The sequence below is a fragment of the Massilia aurea genome (assembly GCF_040790145.1).
Classification (GTDB): Bacteria; Pseudomonadota; Gammaproteobacteria; order Burkholderiales; family Burkholderiaceae_D; genus Telluria; species Telluria aurea_C.
On sequence record NZ_JBFMMP010000003.1, the window covers coordinates 115,414 to 132,046 of the forward strand.

Genomic DNA, 16,633 nt, shown 5'->3' on the forward strand with positions numbered 1-16,633 from the left:
CGCAAGCTGCGGACGGATTCGAGAAGGACCGATGAGGTCGCGTTAGCGTGGTCAGTCTTACTGGAATCGCAAGCAATACGCCCGTTTCGCGCAGGAGTGCATTCCTTGCCAGAAGCGCGGATTTGATACAGGATTTGATTCAACGAGCTAACCGCAGATTGGCACTGCGCCGAAATTTCTTTCCTCGACCAGCTGCTGCGGGGCCACCTGTTGTCTGAAGTCCTCGTCGGCGTGGCTAGACAGCCAAGCGATGAACGCTTGAAAATTTTACTCCACAACTTTCTGCCCCTCTAGCCATCACTTTACCTCTTTGCTTCTTTCGCGCTCGGGCTTGGGTAGCGGAGTATTTAAGATGTCCATTGTGACACCCTTGCGCTCGGCGTTAGTCGCCCACGTCACAAACTGTTCGGTTAGTAGTCGGTTCTCTGCTTCAAGCCGATCGATTTTAGCTTGGTAGCGTTCTACCTGAGCGAATGCGCCACGAAGTCGTTCGTCTCGAGGTTCACCGCGCGCACGCGGTAAAGTGCCACGCAAGACGTCTTTCTTCAGAGAAAATGCATTAGCAATCTGGGGGTACTCGAAAAATGTGAACCTTGAATAGCGGTGACCAGTAGCTTTTTCGACCGCGCTCAGCAAAAGCTCCCAGGTCAGTTTTCCCTTCCACTCGTCCAACATCTCGATGACTGTAATTATGCGTTCATCGGTTAAATCGGGTGCGCGGTCCTTCTTCATGGCAGCGTCCTTCCTTGCATCTTCTTTACAACCTTGACAGGGCGGACGTTGTCGGCGGTGATGAGTTGAGCGTTAGCGACGTCCAACCTGATCCGCGCGCCATCCGGAACCGCGGGATCTTCCAAAATCGTCAGCAGGGCATTGACCCGGTGCAGCGTGTTGCTTTGGTGTTTGACCCACGTGTCCGCGCCGTATTCTTCTTCCCCCAAGGCTTCCCGCGCCTGGTTCAACAGGTACTCGGTCTCCTCCTTGAGCATCCGGAGGTTCGCTTCCTTTTGCTCCTCGCCTTTAAAGCATTCCTGCTCCTCGCAGTTGATACAGTCCCGGTACATCTGACACGGCTCACTTGCGAAGTCGTGAATGCACCAGCCGTATTCTGTAGTGTGTGCTGCCGTCAGACTAAGCCTTTTGAACTCGCCGCGTGTGACAAGGGGGCGCGAGGCGTCGAAAATTGGTTCTAGCTCTGACGTGAATCCATTCTTCAAGGCTTGGTTGATGGGCGCTTGGACCTCGTCAGAAGTCATGTGATCGTAGGAACGATTCTGCTTAACATCCGTCCGACCAGAGAAGATGGCGATTTCGGTACTGCTCAAGCCACCGGTCTGCGCCAACATATTCAGATAGTGACGCAGACTGTGGCTCTGGAGCTCGATCGGTGAGCCATCATCTTCGAAATACCCAAAACGCTTAAAGATAGACGTTTTGTCCTTGTATCCTCCGAAGTGGTTCGTTAGAGCGCTGTAATCAACGCAAGTGAACATGCATAGATATGTAGGCCTTGTCGGATTTAGTTCGTTAGTTCGCATGATCGCCAGCGCGTCTAGGCATAAGAGCTCGGGAGAACCGGGCACAGACGGGAATGTCGCTGGCAGCATCGCAATAACAGCGCGCTCCACATCCTGTAAGAAAAAACCGATACTGCGATCACCGAGTTTTAGCTTAGGCAGCTTATTTCTATGCTGCGCCCACACACTCGCCGATTCCTTAGCTGTCTCATCACCCCATAGCACTAACCCGATTTCACTCAGCGTCAAAACTCGTCGGTCTCTTAAATGCTCTGCTCCCTCATGAAGGTATAGTTTGTTCGGATTCGCGGTATACCATGCTGCCAGCTTCTGAGACGGGCCTGTCACTTGGATGATGCGTATGACAGCCTGCCGCGCAATCGGGGCCATTTCTGTAGGGAGCCACTTTGTGGTGTCTTTGAAGCCCTTTGATCCAGACCACCGTAACCCCAACTTCCCACGGTATTCGCCGGCCCCCTCAACAAGGCAGTTTCGCCGAAGCCGCAACGTTTCATTGATGCGCTCTGGTGCGCAGAGCATCAAAGCGGTGTTGCTCGATACCAGCACATCAACAGGCTCGATGGCTTGGTAGAAGATGGCCCCCAGCGCCCGAAGCGTGGCACGGGAAGGCAGTCTCTCCTGACGCGCCGTAAATGCCTCCTTGGAGATGCGGGATCCCAGCTCCTGAGGATTTTTCAAACCGTGTGCCCAGCGCTGACGAAGGGTGATGAATCCCTTGGAGCACATGAACCCAGCAATAAGTTTCAATTGGCAACCAATTCCATATGCCACACCTGGTGACACCTGTTTCGTTGCAATTTCAACCGCGCTGTCCAGTATGGTTTGGTCAACTGCCGTCGGTCGCGAGCCCTTTCCCGACTCCCGCAACGCTGCTTCCAAACATCGAAGCGAGGCGATACGCGTAGCTTGAGATATGACAGGTTGCTTGTCGTGGAGATAGATGAGGGTCGCTTTCGCAAAGTCTAGGAAGGGAGGAGGCAGGCTCGGCTGGGGCTTATTGTCACTAGCCGCTTCAAGAGTGCTGAAAACCGCCCGATGCACCTTATTATGTCCTTTCAGGTAGCCAACATCCCAAACATCCTTGGCAAACTGTCTCTTGGCATCGAGGACCTCCGAGTTTCTGCAGAGTTCTACGAAAGCGGCAAGGTTGGCCGAGGGCTGTAGTTCGGCCCGAGGCGTAAAGTTGAGGACTGGCGCGCTCACGATGCAGCCTCCGATGCCCGTTGGGCACGCTGCTGCCAAATTTGAGTGCAATGGACGATGACCTCCTGGACAGCCCAGATCGGCCCATCGTTTATGGCTGCCATCCGATCGTCTGTCAACCACTTCTCCCGCTCGCCCAGCAACCGCTCAAGTACTTTCACGTGTGGAGCATCTAACCACGGCTCAAACCGGAAGCACGTATAGCAAGCTAAAGGTTTGTTGAATGCGCAATTGCTTCCCTTTCCGCCGCAGCTGCCTACCGGGTCGTTGGAGACTCGGAAATCAATAATGCGGCTGCCTGGCGCCCCCTTGTGGGTGCTGTGGGCCTCATCTTCAACGACCTGCCCCTTAAATGCACGTGCTAACGGAGCAAGTAATGCTTCCATGGTCCGATCGATGTTCTCGACAATCTTCGGCGAGGCCGAAACATACACCTCAACGTTTTGCAGGTCCGCGTGGCCTAGGCGATTTGCGATGACTACTCTGCTTGCCCCCTCCTCAGCTAGCCGAGTGCCAAAGGTGTACCGGAACCGCTGGGGCGTCAGTGGCAGCGGCGCAAAGTCAAGCCGGGACGTCGGCGGGGCGATCTCGGCCACAAGAGTCTTGAAACGTCTCGACAAGCCGTTGGGGTCGCAGTGCCCGTAAAACAAGTGGTCAATGCCCCGCAGCTGCTTGCGGGTTCCCCGCGGCATGACCAAACTTTGGGGGAAGAAAGCGGAATTGCCGTCGTATCCCTCGGCGCACAAGCCATTGATGTAATCAGAGATGAGCCGTCCCGTTTGCGGGCTAATGTCAAAGAGAATAAAGCTGCTCCGCGTGTGTTCCTCTCCCGTTTTGGCCTGCGGCAGACTCAACTCCGACTTGTCGCCGTCGAAGTCGCAAAGCTTCAGTGAGGCGTATTGAGAGATTCTCCCGCCGCAAGCCAAGAGCAATCGGGTGAGCAAAAGCATCCATAACGGAAAATGCCCGCGGCCGTACGCAGCATTGGCCACCGAGTACAGTGCGGTGTACTCCTCTTCGCTCAAAGGTCCTTCGACCGGATTCCGCGTCCTGACGGCCTCACCCTTCTTGTTCCCGCACTTCCGTCGCTCTAGCAAGTACGTAGCGCACTGCGGCTCGACACCGGGCAGAGCGAGCGCAACCCACTTCTGTAGCAGTCCGTTGAGCGTTCCAACCCGCCAGCTTTCGTCAACGCCAACCTTTGCAGCGTAGTCGGCGATGTGCTGTGCACTTATCGCCCCTTCGGGACATGTCTGCATTGTTCGTAGAAAATAGTAGAAGGCATTCTGTAGATTCACGACATGCGCCGACGAGTGTCCCTTAACGAAGGGGAGAAGGGCCTGCTTGAGCGCAGGGACAAACACTTCGAATCCATCCCTGTAGCGGCGAAAGTCGATTCGCGCGTTGAATGGGCCGTCGGCCCACTCCCAAAGGTTTTCCCCTGGGTCGAAACTGGTACCGCTGCGGGTAAACACACGCTCAGGCAACGTAATGGCAAGAGCGGTGGACGAGCCAGGTTCAATGGTCTGCGACATCGAGTTGCTCCTGCAGTTTTAGGGAGAGCTCCCGCCCTTTGCGGCTAGCGTGACGACGAGTATAGGTTGCACCAGACTTCGAGTTATCGGTCCACCCTTGTTGCTCGTTTCGCGCCTTCTCTTCGACGGCATCCGTCAGCCCCATTATTTCAGCCTCGTCAGAGAAGCGGTCGTTCCAGGTATGGCGCAACACATGGCTTGTCAGGGTATCGGGCAAGCCCGGGCAAGCATCGCGAATCTGCATGAAAATCTTGTCGATACTCTTCAAGGACAACGGCTGGCCGTCATCCGCCACGATGAGCTGCGGATACTTTCGGGCAGCCTTGATTTTCCTTCTCTGGCGATTGATGTAGCTCCAGACGGACCGCATGATGGCCGGTCGTAATTCGATCTCCCGGTCGTAGGTTTTGGTACCAGGCTGAGTGTCACGAGGATCGTCGTTTGCATCTGCCCGTCGGAGGATTCGCAGCTTCGGGAGCCGTTGGTCAAGGTCTCGAATCTGTAGACCGAGCAGTTCGCCGCGACGCATTCCAGTGGCGAGCAAGAGCACAACAATCAGCCAGTTCCGCTGACGGACGAAACGTCGCTTCCACGGGTTGTTGAGCGAATTCGGGTGAATCACCTTGAGGAGCCGATCCTGATCCTCCCTTGAAAGTCCCTCACGGGCTCCTAACTTGGCTCGCTTAGAAACCCGGGGCACCTCGGCACGAAATGCCCTAAGGGCTTGGGCGGTTTCCTGCGCTAGCCTTGTTCCCAAGACCGACGACAGCGTCGCGCCCACATATGTCGCCAAAAATTCCAGGTAGTCCGCCATGTACTGCAGTCGGGAAGCATGACTCGTCACACAGACTGCCGCCAACTCTTTCCCGACGGCCACCTTGCGGCGCATTCGGATTCGTTTGATAGCAATGACGTTCGAACTGCACGATTCGTCTACATCTTCGTCAGCAAGATCATCAAGCCTGTATTGAGCAGCATCGGCCAATCTGTTGAGCTCGGGTATCGTCAAGAACTGGCCCCGGCCCAGCCGGTGGATTAAGTCAATTCCCGCCTTGGCAAGCTCCCGATACAGCAAGGCCAGCACCCTGCATACACCATGAATTGTGTTAGCGGCTAGGCCGCGCTTGCGGCACCCTGCCAAGTAAAGGGTAACCTCGTGGACCGGTAAGCCGCCGGGTCGGCTCAGAACTGAGCAACGCTCCCCATTCCGAAATTTGACGCGCTTTGCAACGAATGTATTCATCTACCCACCGTTCTCGTTAAGTAGTAGCAGAACAACTGCTCTAGGAAATCACAAAACGAAGTGTGGGTAAACAAAAAAGCCCGCGTCCTTGGAGGACGCGGGCCATATCAACAAAAATACTACGAAGTAGGCCTCAGAACGGAATGTCGTCGTCCATATCCGAGAAGTTCGGCGCCGGCTTCGGCTGCGGACGTGCTGCCGGTGCCGGTGGCGCCTGGCGTGGCGCTTGCTGGCGTGGCTGCTGTGGCGCCGAGTAGTCGTCGTCCATGCCGCCACCGCCGCCCATGCTGTCGCCGCCGCCCATGCCCTGGCGCCCGCCCAGCATTTGCATGTTTTCAGCGATGACATCGGTTGCGTAGCGCTCGATGCCGTCTTTATCCGTGTACTTGCGGGTCTGCAGGCGGCCTTCGACGTAGACCGACGAGCCTTTTTTCAGGTATTGGGCAACGATCTCGGCCAGGCGGCCGAAGAACGAAATACGGTGCCACTCGGTGAGTTCTTTTTGCTCGCCGGTGTTGCGGTCTTTGGATTTGTACGAGGTAGCGACCGCGATGTTCGCGATGGCGTCGCCGCTCGGCATGTAGCGCACTTCCGGGTCGCGGCCGAGGTTGCCGACGATGATGACCTTGTTAACTGATGCCATTTGATTACTCCTGCTGGGTATGATCAGCCCTGACTCTGCGTATATCTAGGCGTCAGGGAACGTGGTGGTACAGCTCACCATTATGAGGCCGGCGCCGGGATTTGGGATAGCACTTTGTTCGTTTGCGTCAGCCCTCATGCGGGCGTCATCGGGTCATTTTCATTGTCATTTCGACCTCGGCTATAGCTCAGCAGGAGAATTTATTTTCAGAATCTGAACGCTTTGTCATTGAACCGATTGCGGATCGACCCACATACGGCGGACTTGTCGTTTTCCAGGCCATTACGCGCCCGAATATGCTTGCTGTTCCGGCATCGCGCACACCAGAACTACTGGACAAATGTACAGCCGCAACAAAAACCAGCTACACTTATGGGTTCTCCCCGATTGGCCCGCTGACTCCGTCATTTAGCGTTCGCGGCCCCGCATTAAACTAATAGAAAGTCTGCCCAATTAATGGAAGAAATTCGCATTCGTGGTGCCCGCACGCACAATCTGAAGAACATCAATCTCGACCTGCCGCGCAACAAGCTGATCGTGATTACCGGCCTGTCGGGCTCCGGCAAGTCGTCGCTTGCCTTCGACACCTTGTACGCAGAAGGCCAGCGCCGCTATGTCGAATCGCTGTCGGCCTACGCGCGCCAGTTCCTGCAGTTGATGGAAAAGCCCGACGTCGACCTGATCGAGGGCCTGTCCCCGGCGATTTCGATCGAGCAAAAAGCCACCTCGCACAATCCGCGCTCGACCGTCGGCACCGTCACCGAGATCCACGACTACCTGCGCCTGCTGTACGCGCGCGTCGGCACGCCGTATTGCCCGCAGCACCCGCACCATCCGCTGGCCGCGCAGACCGTGTCGCAGATGGTCGACTCGGTGCTGGCCATGCCGGAAGGCACCAAGCTGATGATCCTGGCGCCGGTCGTGGCCGGCCGCAAGGGTGAGCATGGCGACCTGTTCCTGGCGATGCAGGCCCAGGGCTTCGTGCGTTTCCGTATCGCCAGCGGCGTGGCCGCGGCGAAAATCTACGAGATCGACGAGCTGCCCAAGCTGAAGAAGACCGAGAAGCACACGATCGACGTCGTGATCGACCGCATCAAGGTCAATCCGGACATCAAGCAGCGCCTGGCCGAAAGTTTCGAGACCGCACTGCGCCTGGCCGATGGCCGCGCGGTTGCGTATGAAATGGACACCGAGAACATGACGGTGTTCTCGAACAAGTTCGCGTGCAATGTGTGCGGCTACTCGCTGCAAGAGCTGGAACCGCGCCTGTTCTCGTTCAATAACCCGATGGGCGCCTGCCAGGAGTGTGACGGCCTGGGCCACATCGAATTCTTCGATCCGAAACGGGTCGTGGCCTTCCCGCACCTGTCGCTGGCGTCCGGCGCCGTCAAGGGCTGGGATCGCCGCAACCAGTTCTACTTCCAGATGCTGCAGAACCTGGCGGCGTATTACGAATTCGACCTCGACGTGCCGTTCGACAAATTGCCGGCGGCATCGCAAGAGGCCGTGCTGTTCGGCTCCGGCAAGACGTCGATCCCGTTCAGCTATGTGAACGAGCGCGGCCGTACCGTGATCCGCGAGCACACGTTCGAGGGCGTCGTGAACAATCTGCAGCGCCGTTATCGCGAGACCGATTCGATGGCGGTCAAGGAAGAGCTGGCGAAGTTCATCAACGAGAAGAAGTGCCCGTCGTGCGAGGGCGCGCGCCTGCGCACCGAAGCGCGCTACGTGAAAATCGGCCAGGGCGCCCAGCAGCGCGCCATCTATGAAGTGTCCGACAAGCCGCTGCGCGATACGCTGGAGTTCTTCGAAACGCTGGAACTGACCGGCGCCAAGAAAGACATCGCCGAGCGCGTGATCAAGGAGATCATTTCGCGCCTGAAGTTCCTGAACAACGTCGGCCTGGATTACCTGTCGCTCGACCGCAGCGCGGACACCTTGTCCGGCGGCGAAGCGCAGCGCATTCGCCTGGCATCGCAGATCGGTTCGGGCCTGACGGGCGTCATGTACGTGCTCGATGAGCCGTCGATCGGCCTGCACCAGCGCGACAACGATCGCCTGATCGCGACGCTGAAGCATTTGCGCGACATCGGCAACAGCGTGCTGGTGGTCGAGCACGACGAAGACGCGATCCGCACCGCCGACTACATCGTCGACATGGGGCCGGGCGCGGGCGTGCATGGCGGGCAGATCATCGCAGAAGGCACGCTCGAGCAGATCATGAAGAACGAGCATTCGGTGACGGCCCAGTACCTCGATGGCCGGCGCCGGATCGAAGTGCCGAAGAAGCGCACCAAGGCCGATCCGGCGCGCCAGCTCGTGATCACGGGCGCCAAGGGCAATAACCTCAAGGATGTGACCCTGACGCTGCCGGTGGGTTTGATGACGTGCATTTCGGGCGTCTCGGGCTCGGGCAAGTCGACCCTGATCAACGACACGCTGTACCCGGCGCTGTCGCGTCACCTGTACGGTTCGCAAACCGAGCCGGCCGAGCACACGTCGATCCACGGCCTGGAGCACTTCGACAAGGTGATCTCGGTCGACCAGGCGCCGATCGGGCGCACGCCGCGCTCGAATCCGGCCACGTACACGGGCCTGTTCACGCCGATCCGCGACCTGTTCTCGACGGTGCCGACCGCCAAGGAACGCGGCTACAGCGCGGGCCGCTTCTCGTTCAACGTCAAGGGCGGGCGCTGCGAAGCGTGCCAGGGCGACGGCGTGATCAAGGTCGAGATGCACTTCTTGCCGGACGTGTATGTGCCGTGCGACGTGTGCCACGGCAAGCGCTACAACCGCGAAACGCTGGAAGTGAACTACAAGGGCAAGAACATCACCGAAGTGCTGGAAATGACGGTGGAAGATGCGCACGAGTTCTTCAAGCCGGTGCCGGTGATTGCGCGCAAGCTGCAGACGCTGCTGGACGTGGGCCTGGGGTACATCAAGCTGGGGCAAAGTGCGACGACCTTGTCGGGCGGCGAGGCGCAGCGTGTAAAACTGTCGCTCGAGCTGTCCAAGCGCGACACGGGCCGCACCTTGTACATCCTGGATGAACCGACGACCGGCCTGCACTTTGCCGATATCGACCTGCTGCTCAAGGTCATTCACCGTCTGCGCGACCAGGGCAACACGCTGGCGATCATCGAGCACAATCTGGACGTCATCAAGACGGCGGACTGGGTGGTCGACCTGGGGCCGGAAGGCGGCGCCGGCGGCGGCGTCATTGTGGCGACCGGTACGCCGGAAGACGTGGCCAAGAACAAGGGCAGCGCGACGGGCAAGTATTTGAAGCCGTTGTTGAAGGCATAAAACCGTAGCCGGCCTGCCACGTCACAGGCCACAAATGAATCAGGGGCAGCGCCACCGGCGCTGCCCCTGTTCTTTTTTTTATGTGTTCACCGCCTTGACGGCGGCGCCTCCCCCACCAGGCTGCTCGAGTTCAAGCTTGTACTCAAGCCACCAATTGTTTCTCCAGCCGGTCACGCGTGGCCACCAGCTCTTGCGGCAGGTGGTAGGCCAGCTTCTCGAACAGCTCGGTATGCAGTTTCAGTTCTTCGCGCCAGGCATCCTTGTCAATCGACGTGATCTGCTGGAATTGCTGCTCGCTGAAGTCCACGCCATCCCAGTTCAGGTCGGTGTAGTTCGGCGTGGTGCCGAACAGGTGCTCGGTGCCGCCGGTGGCGCCACCTGTGCGGTCCAGGATCCATTTCAGGACGCGCATATTGTCGCCGTAGCCTGGCCACACGAAGTTGCCCTGGTCATCGGTGCGGAACCAGTTGACGCAGAAGATCTTCGGCAATGCCGCCGGATCAATGGCTTCGACTTTCTTGCCAAGATCGAGCCAGTGCTGGAAGTAGTCGCTCATGTTGTAGCCGATGAATGGCAGCATCGCAAATGGATCGCGGCGCACGACACCCATCTGGCCGGCGGCGGCGGCGGTGGTCTCCGACCCCATCGCGGCGGCCATGTAGACGCCTTCCACCCAGTCGCGCGCTTCGGTTACCAAAGGCACTGTCGTCGAGCGGCGGCCACCGAAGATGAACGACGAGATCGGCACGCCGGCCGGATCGTCCCAGGCGGCATCGATCACGGGATTCTGCGTGGCGGCGACCGTGAAGCGCGCGTTCGGGTGCGCAGCCTTGGTGCCGGATGCCGGCGTCCAGTCCTTGCCCTGCCAGTCGATCAGGTGGGCTGGCGCTTCTTTCGTCATGCCTTCCCACCACACGTCGCCATCGTCAGTCAGCGCCACGTTGGTGAAGATGACGTTTTCACGCAGCGACGCCATGCAGTTCGGATTGGTTTTTTCGTTGGTGCCCGGGGCCACGCCGAAGTAGCCGGCTTCCGGATTGATTGCCACCAGCTTGCCGTCCGCGCCCGGCTTGATCCAGGCGATGTCGTCGCCGATGGTCGTGACTTTCCAGCCGTTGAATGCTTGTGGCGGAATCAGCATGGCGAAGTTGGTCTTGCCGCAGGCCGACGGAAACGCGGCGGCGATGTATTTCTTGTCGCCCTCTGGCGATTCGACGCCCAGGATCAGCATGTGCTCGGCCAGCCAGCCGGTGCCGCCGGCTTGCGCCTCTTGGTAACCCATGTTTGAGGCGATGCGCAGCGCGAAGCACTTCTTGCCCAGCAGCGCGTTGCCGCCGTAGCCGGAGCCGAACGACCAGATTTCGCGGGTGTCCGGGTAGTGAACAATGTACTTGGTGGCGTTGCATGGCCATGCGACATCAGGCTGGCCTTCGGCCAGCGGCATCCCGACCGAGTGCACGCACGGCACGAACTCGCCATCCTGGCCCAGCACGTCGTACACGGCGCGGCCCATGCGCGTCATGATGCGCATATTGACGGCGACGTACGGCGAATCGGACAGTTCGACGCCGATGTGGGCGATCGGCGAACCCAGCGGGCCCATCGAGAACGGCACCACGTACAGCGTGCGGCCGGTCATGCAGCCGTCGAACAGGCCGTGCAGCGTGCGGCGCATGTCGGCCGGTTCCATCCAGTTATTGGTCGGGCCGGCTTCTTCTTTCGTGGCCGAGCAGATATAGGTGCGGTCTTCGACGCGCGCCACATCCGAAGGATCGGACCAGGCCAGGTAGGAGTTCGGGCGCTTGGCCGGGTTCAGCTTTTTCATCGTGCCTGCGGCCACCATCTCGGCGCACAGGCGGTCGTATTCGTCTTCCGAACCGTCGCACCAGTAAATGCTGTCAGGTTTGGTCAGCGCAGCAACCTCAGCGACCCAATTGATGAGTTTTTGATGTTTGATGTAAGCTGGGACGTTGAGTGCGGCAACGCCGCCCATCACGGGTTGGTTCATGGGGATACCTCCAAATGCCAATTAAGAATTCGGGTAGACCGTTGCCTGGGATCGTGGTTTGCCGGGGCGACCTGCGGTCGATATCGACGTCAGGCGAGCGCTCTGGGGCAGCAATAAAACGATGCAGCGGTCGGGTCGGCAGCTTCTGATAAAGCTGTTCGGTGCGTCTCGTGAGCACCGTTGGATACGTGTCATTCACTTAAGTTCTGCGCCGATTGTACACCCGCAAAACAGCGTTTCGGAGCGGTTCACTACAAAAAAGTAGGAAAATTGCCCTAGTAATGTAGTAGGCTATTTGGGCATTTGCCCTATCGTGTTATTTGTTTACATGCAGATCATATAACTGTGACAACACCAATGAAAATCGCGATTCTTGATGACTATCAAGACGCTGCACGTCGCCTGGATTGTTTTTCGCTACTGGACGGCCATGAGGTCAAGATCTTCCAAAGCTCGACCCGTGGCCTGGGTCAGCTTGCCATCCGGCTGGCGCCGTTCGACGCGCTGGTTCTGATCCGCGAGCGTACTGTCTTCCCCGCAGCCCTGCTGGCCAAATTGCCCAACCTGAAACTGATTTCGCAGACCGGCAAGGTCAGCGGTCACGTCGACGTCGCCGCTGCAACCGCGCGCGGCATCGCGATTGCCGAAGGTGTTGGCTCGCCGATTGCACCAGCGGAATTGACGTGGGCATTGATCATGGCGGCCAGCCGCAAGATCGTGCCATATGCCACCAATCTGAAGGACGGGCTATGGCAGACGGCCTCGACCAACCCGGTATTGAATGGCGTGGGCCGCGTGCTGCACGGTCGCACGCTGGGCCTCTGGAGCTACGGCAAGATCGGCAAGCTGGTGGCGGGCTATGCGCGTGCATTCGGGATGCGGGTGGTGGTGTGGGGTAGCGACGCCAGCCGGCAAGCGGCGCTCGCCGATGGCTTTGAGGCGGCGCCATCGCGCGAGGCGCTGTTCGCCATGGCGGATGTGTTGAGCCTGCACTTGCGCCTGGCCGATTCGACCCGTGGCATCGTTACGGCGAGCGACCTGGCGCGGATGAAACCGGATGCACTGTTCGTCAATACCAGCCGCGCCGAGCTGGTGGCAGAAGGCGCGCTGGAAAGCGCCTTGAAGAAGGGCCGGCCCGGCACGGCAGCGCTGGACGTGTTCACCAGCGAGCCGCTGGCGCCGGATGCCGAGTTGCTGCGCATTCCGACCGTCCTGGCGACGCCGCACTTGGGGTATGTCGAGCAGGATAGTTACGAGCTGTACTTCAGGGCAGCGTTCGAAAATATTGTGCACTTCGCGCAAGGTGCGCCGAGCAATATTCTCAATCCGGAAGCGCTGGGTAAGCAGTAGGCGAACTTCGGCGCTGAGCGGGGCAATGTTGTCTGCAAGAAGACTTGGGTTCCAGCCTTCGCTGGAACGGCGTTCATCGGTGGCAGGCCGAAACGCTCAGCGCAGCTCGGGCTCGCCCGTGATATTGATCTTTGGCGCCGGCAGCACATGCGTGCCGGTCCACAAACCGGCCCAGCCCGGCGGCCAGCCGATATCCGGCCCGGCATACGGTTTCAGGCCCGCACGCACCGGCACGATCGGCACCGGCGGCGCTTCGATCAGGCCGCCGCCTGGCGGGCGTTCCATGTTCAGGCTATACATATACCCCGGCAGCAGCAGGTCGCACGCCTGCGCGAACCACGCCGTGTGGTCTTCGTCGCGGCCCAGCGCCTCGGCCAGCCCTTGCGGATCGAACCTGGCCAGCGCGTGGATCAGCTCATCGGTGCTCGCGCCCGGCACATCGTTCCAGCCCATCACCGGATTGTTGTTGTACTCGGCGCCCGAGCCATACCAGCCTTCGCGCCAGGTACGCTGCATCCAGTTGCGCGGCCCCGTGAACAGGTGCCAGCGCCAGTGCAGGCCCGACGGCTTGGGCCACGAGTACAGATACAGTTTCTGGTAGCCGGCCTCGTGCAGTGCACGCACGACGGCCATCAGGCGCGCGTGTGGCATGCGATCGGGCGGGGCGCGCCGGAACAGGATGGGCTCGCCGTCGGCATGCTGCACCTCGTCGTTCGACAGGTTCAGGTCTTGCGAGCGCGACTCGTTGCCGAAACGCGCCGAGACCCAGCCGGTCAGCAGGTTGACGTGCGTGATCACGCCATAGCCGCGATGGCGCTGGAAGATCACGGTTCCGGGGGCGACTGCTTTCATGGCAAAAGGAAAATGGACGGGAGAAAAAGTAAAACGATGGCGCAGATACTCATCCGATCCGAACGATTCTAGCGCAGTCGCCTGGGGAAAAACGATGGTTTAGAGCTATCATGAGCACCTTTTTTCAGCGAGTGGATAAACCAACATGACTTTGCGACTCATCGCCACCGGCGGCACTTTCGACAAGCATTACAACGAATTGAACGGTGTACTCGGCTTTGCCGAAAGCCATTTGCCAGAGGTTATCAAGCGTAGCCGCATGACCGTGCCAGTCGCGCTCGACGTGTTGCCGCTGCTCGATTCGCTCGAGATGGGCGACCTTGATCGCGAGCGTGTGCTCACGACCTGCCAGGCCGCAGCCGAGAAAGCCATCGTGATCGTGCACGGCACCGACACCATGAGCGAAACGGCCGCCGTGCTGGGCGCCGCCAGGCTCGACCAGACGATCGTGCTGACCGGCGCCATGATCCCGTATTCGATCGCCAATTCCGACGCGCTGTTCAACCTGGGCTTTGCCTGCGGCGTGGCGCAGGTATTGCCGGCCGGCGTGTACGTGGCCATGAACGGCCAGGTGTTCCCATGGGATAACGTGACGAAGAACCGTAGTGCGGGTGTGTTTCAGGGATTGTAGCCTGCTCAGCCGTCGTTCCGGCGCAGGCGCCCTGCTGTCCGGGGATAATACCGCTGCCCGAAAAACCGTCGTTCCCGCGCTCGCCGGGCGCCTTGGCGGGAACCCAAGTTCGTTGCGCAACCGTTAGCGCGCTTCGTTGCCCAGCGGTGTGCCGAGAAACTTGGGTTCACCTTCGCTGGAACGACGTTTTTAAGCCAACAAAAGAAAACGGCCGGACGCGATGTCCAGCCGTCCTATCGTACCGGGACCTCGTGCTTACGCCTTGGCTTCGCCGCCCAGCGCCTCGACCACGTCGGCCAGCAGCTTGGACAGTTCACCCGTCATCAACACGATATCGTTGTCGAAACGTTCATCGTCGTTGTGGGTCGGGCTTTCGCCTTCCTTGATCACGTCCAGCGGCTTGATGCCCTTGATCGCCAGCGATTCGGTCAGCACGAAGCTGACGCGGTCGTTCCACGTCATGGCCAGGCGCGTGCACTGCTTGCCGGCGGCGATGTGGCGACGGATGTCGTCCGGCTCGAGCGTGTGCTTCACGTAACGCACTGCGGCGCGGCTTTCGCCCGTGGCGCGCAGTTCGGTGTCCTGGTCGATCGTGAAGCCGTACGGCGCTTCATCGGCTTCGAGCCAGCCGGTCATCACGGCGACCGGCGAGCGCTGCACGCGCAGCGACTCCAGCGGCATCTTGTCGACTGCCTTGAGCAGCAGCTTGACGACGTCGTCGGCCTTGGCCGGGCTGGCCGCGTCGACCACGAGCCAGCCATTGACCGGGTCGATCCAGGTCCAGACATTGCTGCGCAGCGTAAAGGCGCGCGGCAGCAGTTCGTCGGCCACGCGCTCCTTCAGTTCCTTCATGGCTTTTTTGCCTGGAGGGAAGCCCTGCGCTTCTTCCATCTCGGCCGCCTTGGCCTTGGCCACCTGGTTGATGACCGATGCCGGCAGCAATTTCTTTTCGGTGCCCAGCATGATCAGCATCTGCTTGTTGACGACGTGGACCAGGCCGCCGTTCGGACGCGGCGCGTCCCAACCCTGGCGCAGCAATTCGTTGCTGTTGGCAGGCACGAAGCTGCCCGGCTCGAGGGCCTTTTCCAGCTGTTCAGGGGTGTAGGCCCAAGGGGCCGGCAGGCGGTAGATCTGGAGATTCTTGAACCACATAGGCTTAATCCATTGTTTCAGTATTTCAAGGGAACGACATTCTACGCTGCGGCGGCAGCCGGAGCGTCAAAAATGTCAGGGTGTTGTCGAGTCGTCCAGAGAATCGTCGAACAGCCGCAATTGCTCGACGATCTCGGTATCGCTCAGGCGCACGCCGACGCCCAGCAAACGCACCGGACGGCTGGCGCGCGCCCAGCCGGTTTCCAGCAAACGCGCATAGGTCGGGATATTGGGCGCATATCCCACGCATTCGACCGTTGTCTGCTGGAAGTCCGAAAATTTAATCTTCACAAACAATTTGTTGATGAATTTTTCGGCATTTGCACGCTTGATGCGGCCAAGTAAATGTTCATGCAAATCGGGCAGCAGCTTCAGGCAAGCGGCCAGGTCGGGCACGTCCGGCGTGTACGTTTCTTCAGTGCTGATCGACTTGCGCTCGCGTGAGGTATTCACTTCGCGATGGTCGATGCCGCGACTCAGGTCATACAGCCGCACGCCGAAGCTGCCCATATGCTCTTGCAGCTTGTCCAGACTCCAGCCGCGCAGGTCGGCGCAGGTCTGGGCGCCGAGCCGGTTCAATTTTTCAGCAGTCACCTTGCCCACGCCATGCAGCTTCTTGACCGGCAGTGCTGCAACAAACGCGTCCACCTCGTCGGGCCGCACCAGGAACAGGCCGTCGGGCTTGTTCCAGTCGCTGGCGATCTTGGCGACGAACTTGTTCGGGCCCACGCCGGCCGAGGCCGTGATGCCCACCGTCTCGACGATGCGGCGCCGGATCTCTTGCGCGATCAAGGTCGCGCTGCCCTTGCAGTGCGGCGAATCGGTCACGTCCAGGTAGGCTTCGTCGAGCGAGAGCGGCTCGACAATGTCGGTGTAATCCTGGTAAATGGCCATGATCTGGCTGGACGCGATGCGGTACTTTTCCATCGCTGGCGGAATCACCACCAGTTCCGGGCACAGCTTCATCGCCTGGGCCGTGGCCATGGCCGAATGGATGCCGAAGCGGCGCGCCTCGTAATTGCAGGTGGCGACCACGCCGCGCTGGTCGGCGCGGCCTCCGACCGCCAGCGGCCGGCCCCGCAGCGACGGATCGTCGCGCATCTCGACCGACGCATAGAAACAATCGCAATCGCAGTGGATGATTTTTCGGGCTGGGGCGTTCACGCTGGCGG

12 protein-coding genes are annotated in these 16,633 nt (G+C 59.6%); 3 read left to right on the forward strand and 9 right to left on the reverse strand.

Translation table 11 applies throughout. The annotated features are described in order from the left end of the window. Positions 1 to 297 precede the first annotated feature (297 nt). The 5 genes from AB2N08_RS07175 to ssb all read right to left on the reverse strand — a co-directional run bounded on the left by AB2N08_RS07175 (position 298) and on the right by ssb (position 6,162). The gene (locus AB2N08_RS07175; protein ID WP_367609952.1) at positions 298 to 732 is read right to left on the reverse strand and encodes a hypothetical protein; all 435 of its coding nucleotides are present in this window, start codon (positions 730 to 732) and stop codon (positions 298 to 300) included. Further along, positions 729 to 2,741 (reverse strand): integrase, encoded by a 2,013-nt coding sequence (locus AB2N08_RS07180; protein ID WP_367609953.1) that lies wholly within the window; start codon positions 2,739 to 2,741, stop codon positions 729 to 731. The genes AB2N08_RS07175 and AB2N08_RS07180 overlap by 4 nt, the downstream gene beginning before the upstream one ends. Further along, positions 2,738 to 4,276 (reverse strand): site-specific integrase, encoded by a 1,539-nt coding sequence (locus tag AB2N08_RS07185; protein WP_367609954.1) that lies wholly within the window; start codon positions 4,274 to 4,276, stop codon positions 2,738 to 2,740. Before AB2N08_RS07185 ends, AB2N08_RS07180 begins: the two co-directional genes overlap by 4 nt. Beyond that, a complete protein-coding gene (locus tag AB2N08_RS07190) occupies positions 4,260 to 5,360 on the reverse strand; it encodes a tyrosine-type recombinase/integrase (protein WP_367609955.1) in 1,101 nt (366 codons plus the stop codon). The genes AB2N08_RS07185 and AB2N08_RS07190 overlap by 17 nt, the downstream gene beginning before the upstream one ends. 292 nt (positions 5,361 to 5,652) lie before the next feature. Next, positions 5,653 to 6,162 carry a single-stranded DNA-binding protein gene (gene ssb / locus AB2N08_RS07195; protein ID WP_367609956.1) on the reverse strand — a complete coding sequence of 170 codons (510 nt, stop codon included), beginning with the start codon at positions 6,160 to 6,162 and terminating at the stop codon, positions 5,653 to 5,655. Between the two features lie 456 nt (positions 6,163 to 6,618). Here ssb and uvrA point away from each other — a divergent pair, with 456 nt between their 5' ends. Further along, entirely contained in the window at positions 6,619 to 9,468 is a 2,850-nt protein-coding gene (uvrA, locus tag AB2N08_RS07200) for an excinuclease ABC subunit UvrA (protein WP_367609957.1), read from the forward strand. A 142-nt stretch (positions 9,469 to 9,610) separates the two neighbouring features. On the opposite strand, the gene AB2N08_RS07205 is transcribed toward uvrA, so the two are convergent. Beyond that, on the reverse strand, positions 9,611 to 11,476 hold the full coding sequence (locus tag AB2N08_RS07205; protein ID WP_367609958.1) for a phosphoenolpyruvate carboxykinase (GTP): 1,866 nt from the start codon (positions 11,474 to 11,476) through the stop codon (positions 9,611 to 9,613). Positions 11,477 to 11,833: 357 nt separating this feature from the next. Here AB2N08_RS07205 and AB2N08_RS07210 point away from each other — a divergent pair, with 357 nt between their 5' ends. Beyond that, positions 11,834 to 12,826 carry a D-2-hydroxyacid dehydrogenase family protein gene (locus AB2N08_RS07210; protein WP_367609959.1) on the forward strand — a complete coding sequence of 331 codons (993 nt, stop codon included), beginning with the start codon at positions 11,834 to 11,836 and terminating at the stop codon, positions 12,824 to 12,826. A gap of 96 nt (positions 12,827 to 12,922) precedes the next feature. Here the strand turns inward: AB2N08_RS07210 and AB2N08_RS07215 are convergent, their stop codons facing one another. After that, positions 12,923 to 13,678: an L-asparaginase gene (locus AB2N08_RS07215; RefSeq protein ID WP_367609960.1), complete on the reverse strand. Its 756-nt coding sequence runs from the start codon at positions 13,676 to 13,678 to the stop codon at positions 12,923 to 12,925. 145 nt (positions 13,679 to 13,823) lie between these two features. Here AB2N08_RS07215 and AB2N08_RS07220 point away from each other — a divergent pair, with 145 nt between their 5' ends. Next, complete coding sequence (locus tag AB2N08_RS07220) at positions 13,824 to 14,309, forward strand: asparaginase domain-containing protein (protein WP_367609961.1); 486 nt, start codon at positions 13,824 to 13,826, stop codon at positions 14,307 to 14,309. Positions 14,310 to 14,564: 255 nt separating this feature from the next. On the opposite strand, the gene AB2N08_RS07225 is transcribed toward AB2N08_RS07220, so the two are convergent. Beyond that, positions 14,565 to 15,461 (reverse strand): recombination-associated protein RdgC, encoded by an 897-nt coding sequence (locus tag AB2N08_RS07225; RefSeq protein WP_367609962.1) that lies wholly within the window; start codon positions 15,459 to 15,461, stop codon positions 14,565 to 14,567. A 75-nt stretch (positions 15,462 to 15,536) separates the two neighbouring features. Continuing rightward, positions 15,537 to 16,625: a DNA polymerase IV gene (dinB, locus tag AB2N08_RS07230; protein WP_441907096.1), complete on the reverse strand. Its 1,089-nt coding sequence runs from the start codon at positions 16,623 to 16,625 to the stop codon at positions 15,537 to 15,539. Positions 16,626 to 16,633 lie beyond the last annotated feature (8 nt).

Coding starts and splice junctions, on each gene's coding strand:
- uvrA (WP_367609957.1), top strand. CDS start 6,619: ATGGAAGAAATTCGCATTCGTGGTGCCCGCACGCACAATCTGAAGAAC.
- AB2N08_RS07185 (WP_367609954.1), bottom strand. CDS start 4,276: ATGTCGCAGACCATTGAACCTGGCTCGTCCACCGCTCTTGCCATTACG.
- ssb (WP_367609956.1), bottom strand. CDS start 6,162: ATGGCATCAGTTAACAAGGTCATCATCGTCGGCAACCTCGGCCGCGAC.
- AB2N08_RS07215 (WP_367609960.1), bottom strand. CDS start 13,678: ATGAAAGCAGTCGCCCCCGGAACCGTGATCTTCCAGCGCCATCGCGGC.
- AB2N08_RS07210 (WP_367609959.1), top strand. CDS start 11,834: ATGAAAATCGCGATTCTTGATGACTATCAAGACGCTGCACGTCGCCTG.
- AB2N08_RS07225 (WP_367609962.1), bottom strand. CDS start 15,461: ATGTGGTTCAAGAATCTCCAGATCTACCGCCTGCCGGCCCCTTGGGCC.
- AB2N08_RS07220 (WP_367609961.1), top strand. CDS start 13,824: ATGACTTTGCGACTCATCGCCACCGGCGGCACTTTCGACAAGCATTAC.
- AB2N08_RS07205 (WP_367609958.1), bottom strand. CDS start 11,476: ATGAACCAACCCGTGATGGGCGGCGTTGCCGCACTCAACGTCCCAGCT.
- AB2N08_RS07175 (WP_367609952.1), bottom strand. CDS start 732: ATGAAGAAGGACCGCGCACCCGATTTAACCGATGAACGCATAATTACA.